Source organism: Rhodoplanes sp. Z2-YC6860 (genome assembly GCF_001579845.1).
GTDB lineage: Bacteria > Pseudomonadota > Alphaproteobacteria > Rhizobiales > Xanthobacteraceae > Z2-YC6860.
Genome location: NZ_CP007440.1, coordinates 6,923,870 through 6,942,371, shown reverse-complemented (window position 1 = coordinate 6,942,371; position 18,502 = coordinate 6,923,870). Strand labels below are relative to the sequence as shown.

General features: G+C 64.1%; 18 protein-coding genes. 10 read left to right on the top strand and 8 right to left on the bottom strand.

Annotation, left to right across the window (positions count from 1 at the left end):
* Nucleotides 1-241 precede the first annotated feature (241 nt).
* The 8 genes from RHPLAN_RS32405 to hpaD form a co-directional block, all read right to left on the bottom strand.
* On the bottom strand, nt 242-1,195 hold the full coding sequence (locus RHPLAN_RS32405) for a cyclase family protein (protein WP_237179953.1): 954 nt from the start codon (nt 1,193-1,195) through the stop codon (nt 242-244).
* 100 nt (nt 1,196-1,295) lie between these two features.
* Nucleotides 1,296-3,692 (bottom strand): xanthine dehydrogenase family protein molybdopterin-binding subunit, encoded by a 2,397-nt coding sequence (locus tag RHPLAN_RS32400; protein ID WP_068027412.1) that lies wholly within the window; start codon nt 3,690-3,692, stop codon nt 1,296-1,298.
* 232 nt (nt 3,693-3,924) lie between these two features.
* Nucleotides 3,925-4,413: a (2Fe-2S)-binding protein gene (locus tag RHPLAN_RS32395; RefSeq protein ID WP_068027408.1), complete on the bottom strand. Its 489-nt coding sequence runs from the start codon at nt 4,411-4,413 to the stop codon at nt 3,925-3,927.
* Nucleotides 4,410-5,258, bottom strand: coding sequence for an FAD binding domain-containing protein (locus RHPLAN_RS32390; RefSeq protein ID WP_068027405.1), 849 nt, complete (start codon nt 5,256-5,258; stop codon nt 4,410-4,412). Before RHPLAN_RS32390 ends, RHPLAN_RS32395 begins: the two co-directional genes overlap by 4 nt.
* A gap of 72 nt (nt 5,259-5,330) precedes the next feature.
* A complete protein-coding gene (locus RHPLAN_RS32385; protein ID WP_068027402.1) occupies nt 5,331-6,392 on the bottom strand; it encodes an ROK family protein in 1,062 nt (353 codons plus the stop codon).
* Nucleotides 6,393-6,471: 79 nt separating this feature from the next.
* Nucleotides 6,472-7,377 (bottom strand): 2-hydroxyacid dehydrogenase, encoded by a 906-nt coding sequence (locus tag RHPLAN_RS32380; RefSeq protein ID WP_068027399.1) that lies wholly within the window; start codon nt 7,375-7,377, stop codon nt 6,472-6,474.
* A gap of 31 nt (nt 7,378-7,408) precedes the next feature.
* Nucleotides 7,409-7,963, bottom strand: coding sequence for an AAA family ATPase (locus tag RHPLAN_RS32375; protein ID WP_068027395.1), 555 nt, complete (start codon nt 7,961-7,963; stop codon nt 7,409-7,411).
* A gap of 56 nt (nt 7,964-8,019) precedes the next feature.
* Nucleotides 8,020-9,006, bottom strand: coding sequence for a 3,4-dihydroxyphenylacetate 2,3-dioxygenase (gene hpaD, locus RHPLAN_RS32370; RefSeq protein WP_068027391.1), 987 nt, complete (start codon nt 9,004-9,006; stop codon nt 8,020-8,022).
* A gap of 90 nt (nt 9,007-9,096) precedes the next feature.
* Here hpaD and RHPLAN_RS32365 point away from each other — a divergent pair, with 90 nt between their 5' ends.
* From RHPLAN_RS32365 to RHPLAN_RS32320, 10 genes are all read left to right on the top strand, one after another.
* Nucleotides 9,097-9,957, top strand: a complete 861-nt coding sequence (locus tag RHPLAN_RS32365) for a fumarylacetoacetate hydrolase family protein (RefSeq protein WP_068027388.1) — start codon at nt 9,097-9,099, stop codon at nt 9,955-9,957.
* A gap of 18 nt (nt 9,958-9,975) precedes the next feature.
* Nucleotides 9,976-10,764 (top strand): SDR family NAD(P)-dependent oxidoreductase, encoded by a 789-nt coding sequence (locus RHPLAN_RS32360; RefSeq protein WP_068027385.1) that lies wholly within the window; start codon nt 9,976-9,978, stop codon nt 10,762-10,764.
* Nucleotides 10,755-11,591, top strand: coding sequence for a shikimate dehydrogenase (locus RHPLAN_RS32355; protein ID WP_068032183.1), 837 nt, complete (start codon nt 10,755-10,757; stop codon nt 11,589-11,591). The genes RHPLAN_RS32360 and RHPLAN_RS32355 overlap by 10 nt, the downstream gene beginning before the upstream one ends.
* 89 nt (nt 11,592-11,680) lie before the next feature.
* Entirely contained in the window at nt 11,681-12,301 is a 621-nt protein-coding gene (locus RHPLAN_RS32350; protein ID WP_335341038.1) for a single stranded DNA-binding domain-containing protein, read from the top strand.
* 93 nt (nt 12,302-12,394) lie between these two features.
* Nucleotides 12,395-13,000, top strand: a complete 606-nt coding sequence (locus tag RHPLAN_RS32345; protein ID WP_068027382.1) for a hypothetical protein — start codon at nt 12,395-12,397, stop codon at nt 12,998-13,000.
* A 228-nt stretch (nt 13,001-13,228) separates the two neighbouring features.
* Nucleotides 13,229-14,614, top strand: coding sequence for a CmpA/NrtA family ABC transporter substrate-binding protein (locus tag RHPLAN_RS32340; RefSeq protein ID WP_068027379.1), 1,386 nt, complete (start codon nt 13,229-13,231; stop codon nt 14,612-14,614).
* Between the two features lie 12 nt (nt 14,615-14,626).
* Complete coding sequence (gene ntrB / locus RHPLAN_RS32335) at nt 14,627-15,466, top strand: nitrate ABC transporter permease (RefSeq protein WP_068027376.1); 840 nt, start codon at nt 14,627-14,629, stop codon at nt 15,464-15,466.
* 3 nt (nt 15,467-15,469) lie between these two features.
* Nucleotides 15,470-16,372 carry an ABC transporter ATP-binding protein gene (locus tag RHPLAN_RS32330; RefSeq protein ID WP_068027373.1) on the top strand — a complete coding sequence of 301 codons (903 nt, stop codon included), beginning with the start codon at nt 15,470-15,472 and terminating at the stop codon, nt 16,370-16,372.
* Between the two features lie 33 nt (nt 16,373-16,405).
* On the top strand, nt 16,406-16,894 hold the full coding sequence (gene cynS, locus RHPLAN_RS32325; protein ID WP_068027369.1) for a cyanase: 489 nt from the start codon (nt 16,406-16,408) through the stop codon (nt 16,892-16,894).
* Between the two features lie 197 nt (nt 16,895-17,091).
* Entirely contained in the window at nt 17,092-18,501 is a 1,410-nt protein-coding gene (locus RHPLAN_RS32320; RefSeq protein ID WP_068027364.1) for an adenylate/guanylate cyclase domain-containing protein, read from the top strand.
* Nucleotide 18,502: the final 1 nt, after the last annotated feature.

Here is an 18,502-nt window from a genome sequence, read left to right as displayed (position 1 = left end):
GTTCCCGGTTGGCTTGAATCACGGGCCACAACGGCGGTGTCATTGCCGGGCCGGCGCGTGAGCGCCGTGACCCGGCAATCCATGAGCGGCTGCAGCGAAGGCGGCCGTAAGAGTGTGTTGTCGTTGCGCCATCGAATGGACCCGCGGGTCAAGCCCGCGGGTGACAGTGTGCATGTTGCGCGGGCTAGCTTCAATTCGGATGGACACTAGCCGTCGGCGTCCGGGTAGCCGTCGGCCGGCTTTACTTGATGGCCTGCGGGTTGATCGGCGAGCCGGTGCCGCCGGTGATGATCAGCGGCGGCCCGCAGAAGAAGAACTCGTAGACGCCGTCCTGCTCGCAATCCTCGGCGAGCTCTTTCAAATAGAATATCTCGCCCATGCAGAGGCCCATCGCCGGGATCACCACCCAGTGCCACGGCTGGTTGGCTTCCGTGGTTTCGTTCGGCCGCACTTCGACGCCCCAGGTGTCGGAGCAGATCGCGGCGACCTGCTTATCCTGGCACCAGTAGCAGTTCTCGAACTTCACGCCCGGCGCATCGCCGCCCGCGTAGCCGCCCCACTGCTTCTCCGACATGCAGCGTTCCATCTGGCCGGTGCGGACGATGACGAAGTCGCCTTTGCGAATCTGGACGTTCTGATCCTTGGCGCACTTATCCAACTCGTCGTTGGAGATGCCTTCGCCGTCTTTGAGCCACGGCACCTTGCGGAAGCGCGCGATGTCGAGCAGCACGCCGCGGCCGACCATCTTGCTCTTGGAGTGTTCGATGCCGAGCACCGAGAGGCCACGCGAGTCGATCAGCTTTGCGTCATGGCCGTTGTAGCACTTGTCGTCGAAGAAGATGTGTCCGAGCGCGTCCCAGTGCGTCGCGCCCTGGACGCAGAGGTTCAGCGTGTCGTCGGCGTAGCGGATCTTGTTCCAATCCTGCTGGCCGGCGACGGCGTCGGTGCCGGTGGCGAGCATCTGGTGGATCGGGTTGAAGCGGCCGCCGAACAGTCCGTTCTGCGGGCCGTCGCGGTCGAGCGGGATGCCGAGCGCGAACGTCTTGCCGGCTTTGATCAGCTTGGCGGCGTTGGCGATATCTTCGGGCGTGACGTGGTTGAGCGTGCCGATATGGTCGTCCTTGCCCCAGCGGCCCCAGTTGGAAAGCTTCTTGGAGGCTTCCTCGATCGCCTTGCGTCCCACTTTGATATCCATGACCCGATTCCCTCCAAGCTTTTCGTTGTCCGCCCAACACTGTGCCGGACGGCGGGTGGATTTTGGCCAACCCGCCGCGTTCCGTCTACGGAGAGATTGGTTAGACCTTGCCTAACGCGCGCAGAATCTTGTCGGGCGTGAACGGCATGTCGGTCAGCGGGACGGCGCCCAATGGCCGCAATGCGTCGTTGATGGCGTTCATGACCGAGCCCGGCGCGCCGGCGGTGCCGGCTTCGCCGGCGCCTTTGGCGCCCAATTCGGAGTCGGCAGTCGGTGTCACCACATGGCCCACTTCAATATCCGGCATCTCGACCGCCATCGGCACGAGATAGTCGGCCATGTTGCCGTTCAGAAGTTGTCCGCGCGCGTCATATTGGCAGTGCTCGAACAGCGCGGCGCCGATGCCCTGCACCACGCCGCCGCGGACCTGTTCGTCAACGAGCTGCGGGTTGATCACGGTGCCACAGTCTTCGACGCACCAATGTTTCAGCAATGTGACAAAGCCAGAGTCGGTGTCGACCTCGAGCCAACTCGCCTGGATACCGTTGGTGAACGAAAAGGCCCATTGCCGCGGCACATAGTGCCGCGTCGCGACGAGCTCGGCCTGCACGCCGGCCGGCAGCGTATCGGGGCGGAAGTAGGCGATGCGTGCGACCTCGTCGAGCCCGATGCGCTCGGTATTGCTTCCCTTGTCGACCACCACGCCATTGCTGATGTCGAGCGTCTCGGGCTTGGCTTGCAGGATCGAGCCCGCGACCGCCAGCACGTTCTGCCGCAGTGCCTTGCCGGCCTGCCAGGCGGCCTCGCCACCGATGCCGGCCGCGCGCGACGCCCAGGTGCCGCCGCCATAGGGCGTGTTGTCGGTGTCGCCCATGATGACGCGAACCTTGTCCATCGGGACGCCGAACGATGACGCCACGCATTGCGCGACCACCGCCTCGGCGCCCTGGCCCTGCTCGGAGACGCCGATGTGGCAGAAGATCGCGCCGGTGGAGTCGAGCCGCACAGTGGCGCCGTCTTGCGCCGAGATGCGCGCGCCGCCGACGCCGTAGAACGCCGCGCTCGGATTGGTCACCTCGACGAAGCTCGCGAAGCCGATGCCCCGGTAGATGCCTTGCTTTCGCAATCTCTCCTGCTCGGCGCGCAATCCGGCGTAGTTCATCATCGCATCGAGATGGGCGAGCGCCTCGTGGTTCGACAATGCCTCGTATTTGATGCCCGACGGTCCTTGCGACGGATGAGCGTCGTCGGGAATGAGATTGCGTCGCCGGATCTCCAGCGGGTCCATGCCGATCTTGGCCGCGGCGAGTTCGACGAGGCCTTCGGTGACGGCCGTCGCGATCGGATGGCCGACCGCGCGGTACTGGCACATCACGTTCTTGTTCTGAAACACGACGCGGGCGCGGGCCTTGTAGTTGCCGCACGTGTAGGGCCCGCCGGTGAGGTTCACCACCTGGTTGGCTTCGATGCCCGAGGTGCGCGGATAGACCGAGTAGGGGCCGATGCCGGTGAGGTCGTCGATCTCCCAGGCCGTGATGGAGCCGTCGTTCTTGATCCCGATCCGCGCCTTCACGCGATGGTCGCGGGCATGGATGTCGGTGACGAAGCTCTCGATGCGGTCGGCGACGAACTTGATCGGGCGCCGGAGCAGCTTCGAGAGCGCCACCGCCGCCATCTCGTCCGCATAGGTGTGCACCTTGATGCCGAACGAGCCGCCGACGTCCTTGGTGATGACGCGGACCTGGTGCTCCTGCAGGCCAAGATGCTTGGCGAACAGGTTCTGCATCATGTGCGGCGCCTGCGTGCCCTGGTACACGGTCATGCGCTGGTCGCCGGGATTCCAATCGGCGACAATGGAGCGAGGCTCGTTGGTGACGCCGGTATGGCGGCCGAACACGAATGTGGTCTCGATCACTTCGTCGGCTTCGGCGAAGCCCTTGTCGGGATCGCCCGCAACGTGCACGCGCTCGAAGGTGAGATTGTCGCCAAGCGAAGGATGGATCACCGGCGTCGCCGGATCGAGCGCGGTTTCCGGATCGGTGACTGCGGCGAGCTCTTCGTAGTCGATCTGGACCAGTTCGCAGCCGTCCTCGGCCTCGGCGCGGGTGCGCGCCACCACGGCGCAGACCGCTTCGCCGGCCCAGCAGGCGCGATCGACCGCGATGGCATGCTGTGGCGCGGACTTGATGCCCTTGAGATGCGTGAGCACGCCGACCCAGGGCGTGATCATCTTGGATAGTTCGGCGCCGGTGACAACCGCGATGACGCCAGGGGCTTTCTTCGCTGCCGCCGCGTCGATGCTGTTGATTTTCGCATGGGCATGCGGCGACCGCACGAACGCGACATGCGCCATGCGTGGCAACGTGACATCGCTGACATATTGCGCACGGCCCTGCGTCAGCCGCGCGATGTTCGGTCGCGGCACCGCACGGCCGATGTAGGAATTCGGCCGGTCGAGCGCGGTGAGGATCGGCGGCGAATCGTCGACGATTTTCATGGCGACGCTCCGCTTCGCGATTCTTCGCTCCCGCGACTCGCGCAGGTGCGCTCCCTCCCCCGCTTGCGGGGGATGGGTGGGGAGGGGGCGGCCATAGACGACGGTATGCGTTGCATGCCCCCTCCCTGTCCCTCCCCCAGCGAAAGGGCGTTCACGCCCGTCTTCGACGGGCTATGCGGGGGAGGGGACGTTGTGGCGCGAGTGCGGGCGAATGCGAGAGGGCGAAGCGCGCTCATGGCTTCACCCCATTCCGCGCCTGCGCCACCGCCTCGATCGCATCAACGATCGCGTGATAGCCCGTACACCGGCAGTAGTTGCCCGAAATGTGCTCGCGGATTTTCTCGCGGCTCGGCACGCCGCCCGACGCCAGCAGCTCCTGCGCAGTCAGCAGCATGCCGGGCGTACAGAAGCCGCATTGCAGCGCGTTGCGCCTCTCGAACGCGTCCTGCAGGTCGGCGATTTCGCCAGTGTCCGATACGCCTTCGATGGTCTCGACCTTGGCGCCCTCGCATTGCGCCGCGAGCATCAGGCAGCCGCGCACGATCAGGCCGTTGACCCGCACGGTGCAGGCGCCGCAGACGCCGTGCTCGCAGCCGACATGGCTGCCGGTGAGAACGAGTTGTTCGCGCAGGAAATCGACCAATGTCTGCCGGGCATCGACGGTCTCGTGCACCGCCTCGCCGTTGACGGTCATTGAAATGTCGCAGCGCAGGTCGCTCATGTGCGGGCTCCCATGAGTTGCTTCGCGACACGCCGCAACAAAACGCCGGCGAGATGCTTCTTGGTCGCCCCGGTGGCTTGCACATCGTCAGGCGGATCGAGGTCGGCGGTGAGCGCCGTCGTCGCCGCATCGATATCGCCATTGGCGAGTGCGGCTTCGGCCTTCTTTGCCCGAACCGGCGTGTTGCCGACGCCGAAATAAGCGAGCTTGACGTCGCTCAGACCTTTGCCTTTTGCTTTCGCGCTCGCCGCCAATCCCACCATCGCGTAGTCGCCGTGGCGGCGGGCGAATTCGGCAAAGCCCACGCGCGTGTCCGTGGTGGCGGCGGGCAGGCGGATCGCGGTCAGCACGTCCTGCGGACCGAGCGCGGTCTCGAACAGTGCTTTGAAAAAATCGTCCGCCGCAACTTTGCGTTTGCCGCCTTGGCCGGTGATCTCCAGCTCTGCGCCGAGCGCGAGCACGCAGGCGGGCAATTCGGCGGCCGGATCGGCGAATGAGATCGAGCCGCCCAGCGTGCCGCGATTGCGGATCGCGGCGTGGCCGATATGCGGCATGGCGAGCGCGATCAGCGGCGCATGCCTGGCGATGTCGGCCGAGCGCTCCGCTTCGGCATGCCGCGTCAGCGCGCCGATCTCGATCATGCCGTTGTTGACGGTGATGCCCGAAAGTCCGTCCACACCGTTGAGGTCGATCAGAAGCTTCGGCGCCGAAAGCCGCATGTTCAGCGTGGCGATCAGGCTCTGGCCGCCGGCCAGAAGCCGCGCTTCGCCGTCCAGACGGGCCAGCAGCTCGATGGCATGCTCCACCGATTTCGCCCTGGCATAGGCAAATGGCGCGGGCTTCACGCGTCGCCTCCCAATCGCGTTCTTGTCGTTGCGCGATTGTGGGGCCCCGAGCGCCGAAAGGTCAATGCGACACTAGTCGTCTTTGCGATTGGTGAAACGCGCGTTGCCCAATCCGGTGCCGATGGTCAGAACACCCCAATGCTTGTGGTCGGTCATGTACGGGACTTCGCTCAGGCCCTGCACCACAGCGTCGTTGTGCATGACGATCGCGGTCTCGTCGTCGCCGATCTTGGGAATTGCCTTATGAATCTCGCTCGGCAGATGGAATTTGCTCGATTCCCAGTTGCCCGGAAGGTTTTGAGCGCCGCGCTCGATCGCGCCTTCCTTGGTGATCAAGCCCGGACAGCCGATGCCGATGAACGGCGCGAGCTTGATGCCGGCCTTTTTGGCCTTGCCGATCAGGTCTTCGAGCATGTCGACCAACCGACCCACCGCCTTCTCGCGACTGATCTTCGCTTCGTCGGCATGCCGCCACAGGTCGAACTTCCACACCTCTGCCTTGGACAGAGTGCGTGACTTCTTGAGATTGAGTTCGACCACGCCGGCACGGATGTTGGTGCCGCCGATGTCGACCGCAAGGATCGCGTCATGGGCCTTGAACATCCAATTCGGTGCAAGGTGTCCGCAACCAATCAATCCAGCCTCGTCGGGGTCGTGATGGATGGGCTCGAGATCGATCGAAATCTTCTCGGCTTTGAGGAGCACCAACGTGCGTCCGATCACGACTTCGCCGACACGCGATGACCGAAATCCGCCACCGATTGCTATTTTTTCAGTGTCCTGCCAAGCCTTCGACTTCAGATAGCGCCGGATCACCTGGGCGAGGTTTTTTGAGAAGTCCTCGATAGCGCTTTGAACAAGACCGGCCGCTTCCGGCTCGCCCTTGGTCAAAACTTCGTCAAGCGTCTTTCGGGGAATCTCTTCGCTAGGTACATCGCCAAACGGGTCATCGCCGGATTTGCGCAGCGGCTTCCGCCACTCATCGAGAATTTCGCGAAATGCACCTTTGCGGGCGCGATCGCCGATGAATCCGTCCTCATCCTTCAGCTCAATATTGTAGCTGTCGACCTCGACCGACGGCAGTCGCGTCGCGCCATGCTCGGCGATTGAGGGAAGCGTAGCCGCGTCTGCCATGATGAACCCCGATGACCAACCCCGACAACGCCGGGGAACCGGAAAGGTTGCATCGGTCAGGACAGGCCGCTGGCAGGGCTTAGGCCTGCACGCGCTTGACGATATCGATCGCTCGCCGCAGCAATGTCATCGAGGCTTCCAGCGTGCGGAACGCGGCGTGCGCCGCCAGCGTCACATTGTCGAGCTTGGCGAGCGGATGGTCGGCCTTCAACGGTTCGTTGTGAAACACGTCGAGGCCGGCGTGGCGGATGTGGCCGCTTGTCAGCGCCTCGATCATCGCGGCCTCGTCGACGAGCGCGCCGCGCGCGGTGTTGACCAGGATCGCGCCGGGTTTCATCCGCGCGATGCGCGCCTTGTCGAGAAAGCCGCGGGTCTCGTCGTTCAGCACGAGGTTGAGCGAGACGATGTCTGCGGTCTTCAGCAGCGTGTCGATGTCGACCATGGGCACGCCCGCGTCCGGCCGAGGTGTTCTGTTCCAGGCGATGACCTTGAGGCCCATGCCCTTGGCGATGCGCGCCACCTCGGCGCCGATGCCGCCAAGCCCGATCACACCGAGCGTCTTGCCGAACACCTGCATGCCCTCCAGCGGCTTCCAGGTGCCGGAGCGGATATCGCGGTCCATGCGGGCGAGGTCGCGGCAAGCGGCCATCATCAGCGCAATGGTCTGCTCGGCCACCGCGGTGTCGCCATAGCCCTTGATGGTGTGGACCTTGACGCCGAGCGTCTCGATCTCGGGCACGGTCATGTAGCTTGCGGCGCCGGTGCCGAGGAACACGATGTGCTTCAGGTTCTTGCATTGCCGGACCAAGTCGGTCGGCATGTAGCTGTGGTCGTCGATGGCGATGTCGTAGTCGCCGACGACGCGCGGCAGCTCGTTCTTCTCGAATGGCGTGGTGTTGATCGTCACCGGCGGATCGTCCGCGCGATGGACGCGCTGCCACACCGCGCCGAGCTGCTGATTGCAATCGATGAAGACGGTTTTCATGGCACTTTGATGCCGCGCGGCCGGCAAGGGGTCAAGCCGGGGCGGCCACCGTCCGGAGCACAAAGGCCGCGCGTTCTTTGACGCTCACGCGGGGCAGCTCGATCAGGCCATAGCCGCAGGCTGAATAGGTCGCAGCCAAGGCTTCGTAGGTCCGCACCGCCTCGTCGAAATCCTGCTTGCGCTCGCGGTCTTGGGTGAAGATCTCAGGCCAAGGCGGCGCGATAAACACTGAGCGGTTGTAGCGATAAATTTCGATCGCCTTTTCGACATGGGCCGGCACGGGCAGGCCCGTAAGCCGGAGATAACCCGCGACATCCGGCACGCCACGGTCGAAGAAAGCGATGCGGCTCGTTGCCTGCGCCGTTTGGTAGGAGCGGATTTCCCAGGACAGCATCAACTCGGCGAAGGCGCTTCGATCGGACCACGGCAACGCCGCGCCGCCGATTGCGACCTGCGCCTGAATGATCGCGCGGCCGGCCTCGGGCAGGCAGAGCTGGCCGTCCGCTTCGAGCGCCGACAGCAGCGTGCTTTTGCCCGATCCTGGGCCGCCGGTAATGACAAAGAATCGGTCCGCATCGTCCGGCAACGGAAATGCCTCCTTCGCTCGATGAAGCTGGTGTGACGTCGGTGCGAAGCGCGGGACTACCGCGCCACGATTGGTCGGGCTTCCAGCGCCGGCGCGCGCACCGGCACCGATGCGAAGGTCGAGCCTTCCTCGAACCACGACTTCGGCGCCGGTTGCCCCCACAGCGTCTGGCGCTGCGGGTCGGTCAGCGACCAGCGCAGCGGCTCGAGATCGGGATCGACCGTCAGATAGTCGCTGGTGAACAGTTCGATGCGGTGGCCGTCGGGATCGCGGATATAGAGAAAGAACGCGTTCGAGATGCCATGCCGTCCGGGTCCGCGCTCCATGTTCGGCAGATAGCCGCTGGTCGCCATCACGTCGCAGAGATGCAGGATGTCGAGCGGGCCCGCGGCCCAGACACCGATATGGTGCAACCGCGGCCCGTGGCCGTTGGTGAACGCCAGATCGTGGACATTGCCCTTCCGGTGCAGCCATACGGCCCAAAGCTTAGGGTCGCGGCTGTCGTCAGTCTCGGTGTATTCCGTCAGACGGAAGCCGAGCTCCGTATAGAAGTCGTAGGACGCCTGCACGTCCGGCGTGAAGCAGTTGATGTGATCGATGCGCTGGATGCGTGCGCCCTGATAGGCGCCGTAACGCTGCAGCATCCGCTCGCTCTGCTCCATCTTGAAATAGAACTCCAGCGGCATGCCGGTGACGTCGGCGGTGCGCAGCGTGCGTCCTTGAAAGGGCACGTCCGGAAACGACGTGGGCAGATTGCGGCGCTTGAACCAGGCTGCGGCGCGGTCGAGGTCGTCCTCGCTCGCGACCTTGAAGCCCAGCGACACGGCGCTGGGCTCGGGAGCCTCGCGCAGCACGACAGAATGGTGATTACGCTCCTCCACGGCGCGGAGGTAAAGCGCGCCAGGCTCCTCGGCGCTGACTAGGTAGCCGAGGCAGTCCACATAGAAGCTTCGGGTCCGGGCGAGGTCACGCACGGCAAGTTCCACGTGGCTGGCGCGAACGACATTGAATGGCGGATTGAACTCAGGCTTGCGGATCGGCATCGCGGGTTCTATGGCGGTTTGTGACAGCTTATTGTAACACGGGCGGCACCAGATGCTCGTTCTCGAAATGGCCTGCCGCCGGGAGACTCCATGAATCTTGCCACCTACAACATTCGCGGCCGTTCGAGCTTCGGCGTCGCCGTGGGCGACGGAATCGTTGATCTCCGGCCCCGACTCGCGCCGCGGTTGACCTCGGTACTGGATGTGCTGCGCGCCGGCGCGCTGGACCAGGTGAGGAGTGTGGTGGCTGGCGTGCGGCCGGATTTCCCGCTGTCCGAGGTCGAGATGCTGCCGCCGATCCCGGGTTGCGAAAAGATTCTGTGCATCGGGGTGAACTACGCCAAGCGCGACACGGAGCTTGAAGCGACCAGCGGCAACGCCGATGCCAAGTATCCGAGCATGTTCTTCAAGCCGCCGAATTCGTTCGTCGCGCACAACGCGCCGATCCTTCGGCCGCCGGAGTCCGAGCAGCTCGAATACGAGGGCGAGATCGCGCTGGTGATCGGCAAGACCGGCCGCCGCATCCCCAGGGATCAGGCGCTGGACTGGGTTGCCGGCATCACGCTGTGCAACGAGGGCACGATCCGCGACTGGATCCGGCATGGCCGCTTCAACGTCACCCAGGGCAAAGCCTGGGACTCGACCGGCAGCATGGGCCCGTGGGTCGCGACCGGCGTCGATCTTTCGAAGCCGCTGCACATTATCTGCAAGATCAACGGTGAGGTGACGCAGAACGACACCACCGACAGCATGATTTTCAAGTTTGCCGATATCCTGTCTTATGCGTCGACCTTCATGACGCTGAAGCCCGGCGACATCATCTGCACCGGCACGCCGATCAAGCTCAATCAGAAGGACGGCGAGCGCAAATGGCTGAAGGCGGGTGACGTGTTTGAAATGACGGTGCCGGAGGTCGGCACCTTGAGGAACGTGGTCGAAGACGAAAAGTAGATTTCAGAGAGGGGCGCCATGGCGGGCGAGTTTTCGGGGAAGGTCGTCGTCATCACCGGCGGCAGCCGCGGCATCGGCCGCGAGATTGCGGTCGATTTTGCCAAAGCAGGCGCTCAGACCGTGATCGTGTCGTCATCGGCCGAGAATCTCGCGGCGGCGAGCAAGACGATCGCCGCGGCCGGCGGACCGGCGCCGGTCACGATCAATGCCGACCTTCGCAAGCTCGAAGGTTGCCAGCAGGCCTTCAACACCGTGAAGGAAAAGTTCAACCGCTGTGACGTGCTGGTGAATTCGGCCGGCGCGACGCGAGCCGGCAACTTTGTCGAACTGCCGGACGAGGCCTGGATGGACGGCTACGCGCTCAAGATGTTCGGCTGCGTGCGGATGTGCCGGCTGTTCTGGCCGATGCTGAAGGCCGCGAACGGCTTCGTCGTCAACATCGGCGGTGGCGCCGCCCGCTCGCCCGGCGCGGACTTTGCGATCGGCGCTTCGGTCAATGCCGCGATGGGAAACTTCTCCAAGGCGCTGTCGCAGCTAGGCAAAAGGGATGGCGTCAACGTCAACGTCATCCATCCCGGCGCGACCGAGACCGAACGTTTCCATCAGCTCATCGAGCAACGTTCGAAGTCTTCGGGAAAATCGGTCGATGAACTGAAGAAAGAGGCGACCGCGAAGGATGGTCTGCGCCGGCTGGGCAAGGCCGAGGATGTTTCGGCGCTGACGCTGTTCCTGTGCTCCGAGAAAGCGCGGCACATTCAGGGCACTGCAATCTCGGTCGATGGCGGCGCGCAGGTGGGATACTATTGAGCACACGCGCTGCCTGCGTCATCGGCTGGCCGATCCGGCATTCGCGGTCGCCGCTGATCCATGGCTACTGGATCAGGCAGCATGGCCTCGACGCCGACTATCGGCGCGAGGCCGTCGAGCCCGCGGCGTTTGCGGACTTCGTCCGCAATCTTTCGGCGCATGGCTATACCGGCGCCAATGTCACGATCCCACACAAGGAGATGGCGCTCGAGCTGTCGGAGCCGGACGATCGCGCCCGCGCGGTCGGCGCCGCCAACACGCTGTGGCTCGACGGCGGCCGGCTCCGCTCGACCAACACCGACGTCGAAGGCTTCACGGCCAATCTCGATGACGCCGTTCCGGGTTGGGCCCAACGCTCCGGCGACGCACTGGTGCTTGGCGCAGGCGGCTCGGCGCGCGCGGTGGTGTACGGCCTGATCGAGCGCGGCGTCGCCAGGATCAATGTCGTCAATCGCACCATCGACCGGGCCAATGAATTGGCCCGGCGGTTCGGCCCGGCCGTTCAGCCGGCCGACTGGAGCGCGCTGCCGGGTCTGCTTTCAAACACAAGCCTCCTGGTCAACACCACGTCGCTCGGCATGACCGGCCAGCCGCCGCTTGAGATCGATCTTGGACCATTGCCGGCTCACGCCATCGTCACCGATCTGGTCTATGCCCCGCTCAAAACATCGTTACTGGGCGCTGCTGAAGCGCGCGGCCTTGCCACCGCCGATGGCCTTGGAATGCTGCTGCATCAGGCGGTCCGGGGCTTCGAACTGTGGTTCGGCGTCCGCCCGCAGGTGACGAGCGAATTGCGCAAGCTGGTTGAGACAGACCTGACGAAATAGGGGAATATTGCCGCCCATCGGGGGTTAGACGCAGGGCAACCCGATTCAGCTCCGGCGCGCGCCGGGCATGAGCCCCAAGGGAGGACAATATGAAAACGATGACACGGCGCACGCTGGGTGCGGCGGCTCTGGCTTTGATGGCTTCGGCTTCGACAGTCTTCGCGCAGCAGGCGCCGACCGTGCGCATCCGCGGCGAGATCACCAAGGTCGACGGCACCACGCTCCATGTGAAGTCTCGGACTGGAGAGGATCTCACCGTCAAACTCGCCGAACCGCCGCGCATCACCGGCATGGTCAAGGCGTCGCTGGCCGACATCAAGGAAGGCTCGTTCATCGGCGTCTCGGCGATGCCGCAGCCGGACGGCAGCCAGAAGGCCTTCGGCATTCACATCTTCATGGATGCGCAGAAGGGCGTCGTCCCCGACCGCTTCTTCCCGTGGGATGCGAAGCCCGGCAGCACCATGACCAATGCCAATGTGGCGACCACGGTCTCCGGCAAGGACGGTCAGGATCTGCTGGTCAAGTACAAGGACGGCGAGAAGAAGGTGACGGTCCCGCCGGGTACGCCGATCGCGAAGTTCATGCCGGGCAATGCCGACGATCTCAAGGTCGGCCGCAAGGTTTTCGTCGCCGCCGCGACCAAGGAAGCCGACGGCAGTCTGCTCGCGCCAAACATCTCGGTCGGCCGCGATATCGATCCGCCGCAATAAGCAGGCGCAACGCCTGAACCGTTCATACGTTTCAGATGCTAAGCGCGCCGCCGCTCGTGGCGGCGCGTCCTTGTCGAGAGGAGAAACGGGACGATGAGAGCGAAACTCTTTCTGGCCGGCTTGGTGTTCGCGACCTCTTGCGCGGTTGCGTCCGCCCAACAGGCGCAAACCGTGCGGCTGCGCGGCACCATTGCCAAAGTGGACGGCAGCTTGATGGTGCTGAAGACCAGCGCCGGTGAGGAGGCCAAGCTGTCGCTGACGCCGAATGCCCAGGTTGTCGCGGTGGTCAAAGCCTCGATGGCCGACATCAAGGACAACACGTTCCTCGGCAGCGCCGCGATGCCGCAGCCCGATGGGAGCCAGAAGGCGCTCGAGGTGCACATCTTTCCGGAATCGATGCGCGGCACCGGCGAGGGCCACAGGCCCTTCACAACGCCGGGCAGCACCATGACCAACGGCGCGGTGAATGGCGCCACGGTGACTGGCGTTGACGGCTCGACCATCACGGTCAAGTACAAGGAGGGCGAGAAGAAGATCGTGGTCCCGCCCAACGCGCCGATCGTGCGCTACGAGATCGGCAGCGCCAGCGATCTCAAGGCTGGCGCGGCCTTCACGGTGACTGCGGCGACCAAGAAACCCGACGGCAGCTACGAGGCGGCCCGCATCAATGTCGGCCGCGACGGGACCGTGCCGCAGTAGGCTTTGAGCCTGCGGTTTTGGACCTGATCGGGCGGCGCGGGCGACGCCCGATTTTTCAGCGTCCCGGCGAAAAAGTCGGCATCTGCCTGTGGATCGGGCGGGTTTGGCCCGTTTTGCCTGCGCATTTTACAGGCTCTGCCGTCTCCCAGCCCGCTCTGGCACGTCCATTGCAAAAACCCTGACGCGATCGCCGCGCGGACTCGCGGCGATAACGATGGGGGCGTGCCTATGTCCATGTTCGACAATGCGTTTGACCCGAAGCGGGGTCTTAGCCGTGCCGGCTGCGCCTGCGGCCGTCATATCGACGCTGCGGAGCATGAGCGCGAGCAGCAGTTGCAATGCGCGCCGGTCGAAAGCGCCAGCGACGAGAAACGTTACCAAGGCGTGGTCGCATCGGCGGTGATGCGCGCCGTGTTTCCGCAGGACGCGACGCGGCGCGCCTTCCTCAAAGCGGTCGGCGCCTCGACCGCGCTCGCCGCGGTGTCGCAATTCTTCCCGCTGTCGACCGCGACCGAGGTGTTCGCGCAAGGCGGCGCGATCGAGAAGCAGGACCTCAAGGTTGGTTTCATCCCGATCACCTGCGCCACTCCGATCATCATGGCGGCGCCGATGGGCTTCTACACCAAGCATGGTCTCAACGTCGAAGTGATCAAGACCGCCGGCTGGGCGGTGATCCGAGACAAGACGTTGAACAAGGAATACGACGCGGCCCACATGCTCTCGCCGATGCCGATCGCGATCACGCTCGGCGTCGGCTCCAATCCGCAGGCCTATACGATGCCGGCGGTGGAGAACATCAACGGTCAGGCCATCACGCTCGCGATCAAGCACAAGGACAAGCGCGACCCGAAGTCGTGGAAGGGCTTCAAGTTCGCGGTGCCGTTCGACTACTCGATGCACAATTATCTGCTGCGGTACTACCTCGCGGAGAACGGCATCGACCCGGACACCGATGTGCAGATCCGCGCCGTGCCGCCGCCCGAGATGGTGGCGAACCTTCGCGCCGACAACATCGACGGTTTCCTCGGGCCCGATCCGATGAACCAGCGCGCCGTGTTCGACGGTGTCGGCTTCATCCATCTGCTCTCGAAGGAAATCTGGGACGGTCATCCGTGCTGTGCGTTTGCGGCGTCGAAGGAGTTCGTCACCACGGCACCGAACACCTATGCGGCGCTGCTCAAGGCGATCATCGACGCGACCGCGTTTGCCAGTAAGGCCGACAACAGGAAGCAGATCGCCGAGGCGATCGCGCCGGCGAATTATCTCAACCAGCCGCAGATCGTGCTCGAGCAGATTCTCACCGGCACATTTGCCGACGGCCTCGGCAACATCCGCCGCGAGCCGAACCGCGTCGATTTCGATCCGTTCCCCTGGCAGTCGTTCGCGGTCTGGATCATGACGCAGATGAAGCGCTGGGGGCAGATCAAGTCCGACGTTGACTACAAGGCGGTCGCCGAGCAGGTGTTCCTGGCAACCGATACGACCAGGCTGATGAAGGAGGTCGGTCTCACGCCGCCTGCGACCACGTCGAAGAGCTTTGCAGTGATGGGCAAAACCTTCGATCCGTCGAAGCCCGACGAGTACATCCAGAGCTTCGCGATCAAGCGTGTGTGATCCCGACGCGCCATGGCCCGCTCGCTCACCCTTCGCGCCGCGTTCGTCTCGATCCTGATCTTCGCGGCGTTCATCCTGACATGGCATCTCGCCACGCGCGGCACCGGCGCCGTGCAGCAGATGGATCCGGAATACGCCAAGCTGATGGGCGCGACCGCGACCCAGGGCAAATCGGCGATGCCGGGGCCGCTCGATGTCGGTCAGAAGCTCTGGGAGCATTTGCGGCGGCCGTTCTACGACAACGGCCCGAACGACAAGGGCGTGGGCATCCAGCTTGCGTTCTCGATCGCCCGCGTCGGCCTGGGCTATCTGCTCGCGGTGCTCGTCGCGATCCCGATCGGCTTCCTGATCGGCATGTCGCCCTTGATGAGCCGCGCGCTCGATCCGTTCATCCAGGTGCTCAAGCCGATCTCGCCGCTCGCCTGGATGCCGCTTGCGCTCTACACCATCAAGGATTCGAACCTGTCTGCGATTTTCGTGATCTTCATCTGCTCGCTGTGGCCGATGATGATCAACACCGCGTTCGGCGTTGCGTCGGTGCGCAAGGAATGGCTCAACGTGGCGCGCACGCTTGAGGTCGGCACGCTGCGTCGCGCGTTCACGGTGATCTTGCCGGCCGCGGCGCCGACCATCGTCACCGGCATGCGCATCTCGATCGGCATCGCCTGGCTCGTGATCGTCGCGGCCGAGATGCTCGTCGGAGGCACCGGCATCGGCTACTTCGTCTGGAACGAGTGGAACAACCTTTCCATCACCAACGTCATCAACGCCATCCTGCTGATCGGTCTGGTCGGCATGGTGCTCGACCAAGTCCTAGCCTTCGCGGGGCGCATGGTCACGTTCCCCGAGTAGCCTATGGCAGAGAAGTTCATCTCGCTCGAAGGCATCGCCAAGCGCTACCCGGCGCCGGGCGGTGCCACCACGGCGATCTTCGAGAACCTCTGGCTCGCGATGAACCGTGGCGAGTTCACCTGCGTGATCGGCCATTCCGGCTGCGGCAAGACCACGGTGCTCAACATTCTCGCCGGCCTTGACGCGCCGACCGAAGGCACCGTGATTGTCGACAATCTCGCGATCGAGGGACCGAGCCTCGACCGCGCCGTGATCTTCCAGGGCCATTCGCTGCTGCCCTGGCGCACCGTGATGGGCAACGTGGCCTACGCGGTGTCGTCGAAATGGCGGCGCTGGAACGCAGCGCAAGTCCGCGCGCAATCGCAGAAATTCATCGATCTCGTTGGCCTGACCGGCTCCGAGCATAAGCGGCCGTCCGAGCTTTCCGGCGGCATGAAGCAGCGCGTCGGCATTGCGCGGGCGCTCTCGATCCAGCCGAAGATGATGCTGATGGACGAGCCATTCTCGGCGCTCGACGCGCTCACGCGAGGAACGTTGCAGGACGAGGTGCGCCGCATCTGTCAGGAGACCGGCCAGACCACCTTCATGATCACCCACGACGTCGACGAAGCGATTTATCTGGCGGACAGGATCGTGCTGATGACCAACGGTCCGGGCGCCGTGATGGCCGAGATCGTCGAGAACCCGCTGCCGAGGGATCGCCAGCGCACCGAGATCCACAAGCATCCGCTCTATTACGCGGTGCGCAACCACATCATCGATTTCCTGGTTACACGCAGCCGCAGCTTCGTCAGCCAGACGCCCGAGTTCGATCCGCGTCGCGTGCCGGTGGTGCGGCCCGGCGTCGACGGCCTGCCGATCGATCCGGATTCCACCGTGATCAGGCTCGCAAGCCATGGTCACTGAAGTTTTTTGTCACCAACCGCTGGGAGATAATCCATGAAACGCGCCGACCTCACCGAAAAGCTGCTCGACATCAAGCGCGAGAAGGGCTGGAGCTGGAAATACATCTGCGAACAGATCGGCGGCATGTCGCCGGTGATGATCACCGGCGCGATCCTCGGCAACCACAAGCTGACCAAGCCGCAGGCCGCGGCGGCTGCCAAGCTGTTCGGACTTTCGCAGGCCGAGCAGAGCATGCTCAACGAGGTGCCGATGCGCGGCGAGGGCATGCAAATGCCGCCAACCGATCCACTGATCTACCGGTTCTACGAGCTGGTGCTGGTGAATGGCGCCGCCTGGAAGGAACTGATCCAGGAGGAGTTCGGCGACGGCATCATGTCGGCAATCGATTTCGACATGGCGATGGAGCGGCTCGCCGACCCCAAGGGCGACAGGGTCAAGATCACGATGTCGGGCAAATTCCTGCCGTTCAAGTACTACGGCGCGACCGGCAACGCCCAGGCGTACGGATATAAGGAAGAGTAAGCCGACGGTATTTCCACTGCCGTCATTCAAGGGCGCAACCCCAAGTCGTGGTTGTGGATTCCGGGTCGCGCCTTTCGGCGCGTCCGGAATGACAGCTGGGTGACACACCCGCTTGTGTGTTCGCTGCTGCCAAGACTTGGCAAGAGCACCCGCGTCCCCCTGGCGGATTGCAAAATTTGGCATAGCTTTGCGGGGCGATGAATGACGCCCAAGCTCAAGCTCAAATCCAGGCCCTGTTCGGTGCGCTCCGCAATGCGGCCGCGCCGGAGGTCAGCGAAGCCATCGAGACTCTGGTCCGCGACGGAACGGACCGGGAGCTCTGCCGCGTCAATGCGCTGACCTTTGCGGACAAGCGCGGTCTTGACGAGGAAAAGACCATATCGGGCTTCCTCCACGCCTCGCGGCTCGGCCTGTTCGAGTTGAACTGGAACGTGCTGTGCCCGGGCTGCGGCGGCGTGCTCGAGAGCGGTCAGCAGCTCAGGTCGGTGAACAAGCAGAGCTATGGCTGCGCGCTGTGCGCGTGTGCCTACGAGCCGACGCTGGACGAGATGGTCGAAGTGGGCTTCACCGTCAGTCCGCGGGTCCGGCGGATCGCGGCGCACGATCCGCATTCGCTGTCGCCGTGGGAATACTTCCGCCAGATCTTCTGGGGCTCGGGCATCGACCTGCCTGATGACTTTGGAAATATCCTCGAAGAGATCACAATCGATTCGATCGAGCTTGAGTCCGGCGAAAAGGCGCAGATGTCGGTGCAGCTTCCGGCCGAGTTCGTCATCGTGTTCGAGCCGGTGACCCACGCCGCGCATTTCATCGACGTCAAAGGCGAGCCGACCCGCGAGCGGCAGTCGCTCTCCTTGATCTACAACAAGATGCCGTCTCACACCGAGACCACCGGGATGCAGCCCGGGCCGCTGCGGCTCTCCGTTGAGAACAAGAGCGATGCGCGGGCGCTGCCGTCGATCTGGGTCGCGGGCAAGATGCTGCACGATCTGCTCGGCAAGCGGCGGCCGTTCCTCACCGCCAAGCGCATGCTGAGCAACCAGACGTTCCGCGACATCTATCGCACCGATACGCTTGACGTGGATCAGGGGCTGAAGATCACAAGTCTCACGTTTTTGTTCACCGACCTCAAGGGCTCGACCGAACTCTACGAACGCGTTGGCGACATCGTGGCTTATGACCTCGTGCGCGAGCACTTCCGCGTGCTGAACGAGATTGTCGCGGCGCAGGGCGGCGCGGTGGTGAAGACCATTGGCGATGCCGTGATGGCGACGTTCCCGACGCCGGACCGCGCGCTCGCCGCGGCGTTGCGCATGCGCCAGTCGGTGCGCGACCTGAAGAAGGATCTGCTGATCAAGATCGGCATCCACGAGGGCCCATGCCTCGCGGTAACGCTGAACGACCGGCTCGATTATTTCGGCCAGACCGTCAACATCGCGGCGCGGGTGCAGGGCTTGGCCGACGAGCGCGCGATCTTCGCCACCAAGCCGGTGGTGCAGCATCCCCAGGTCGCCAAGCTGATCGAGCAGCAGAAGCTCATGCCGACCGAGCAACTCGCGGCGCTGCGCGGCGTCAGCGACAAGATGCCGGTGTTTCAGATTCCTTGAA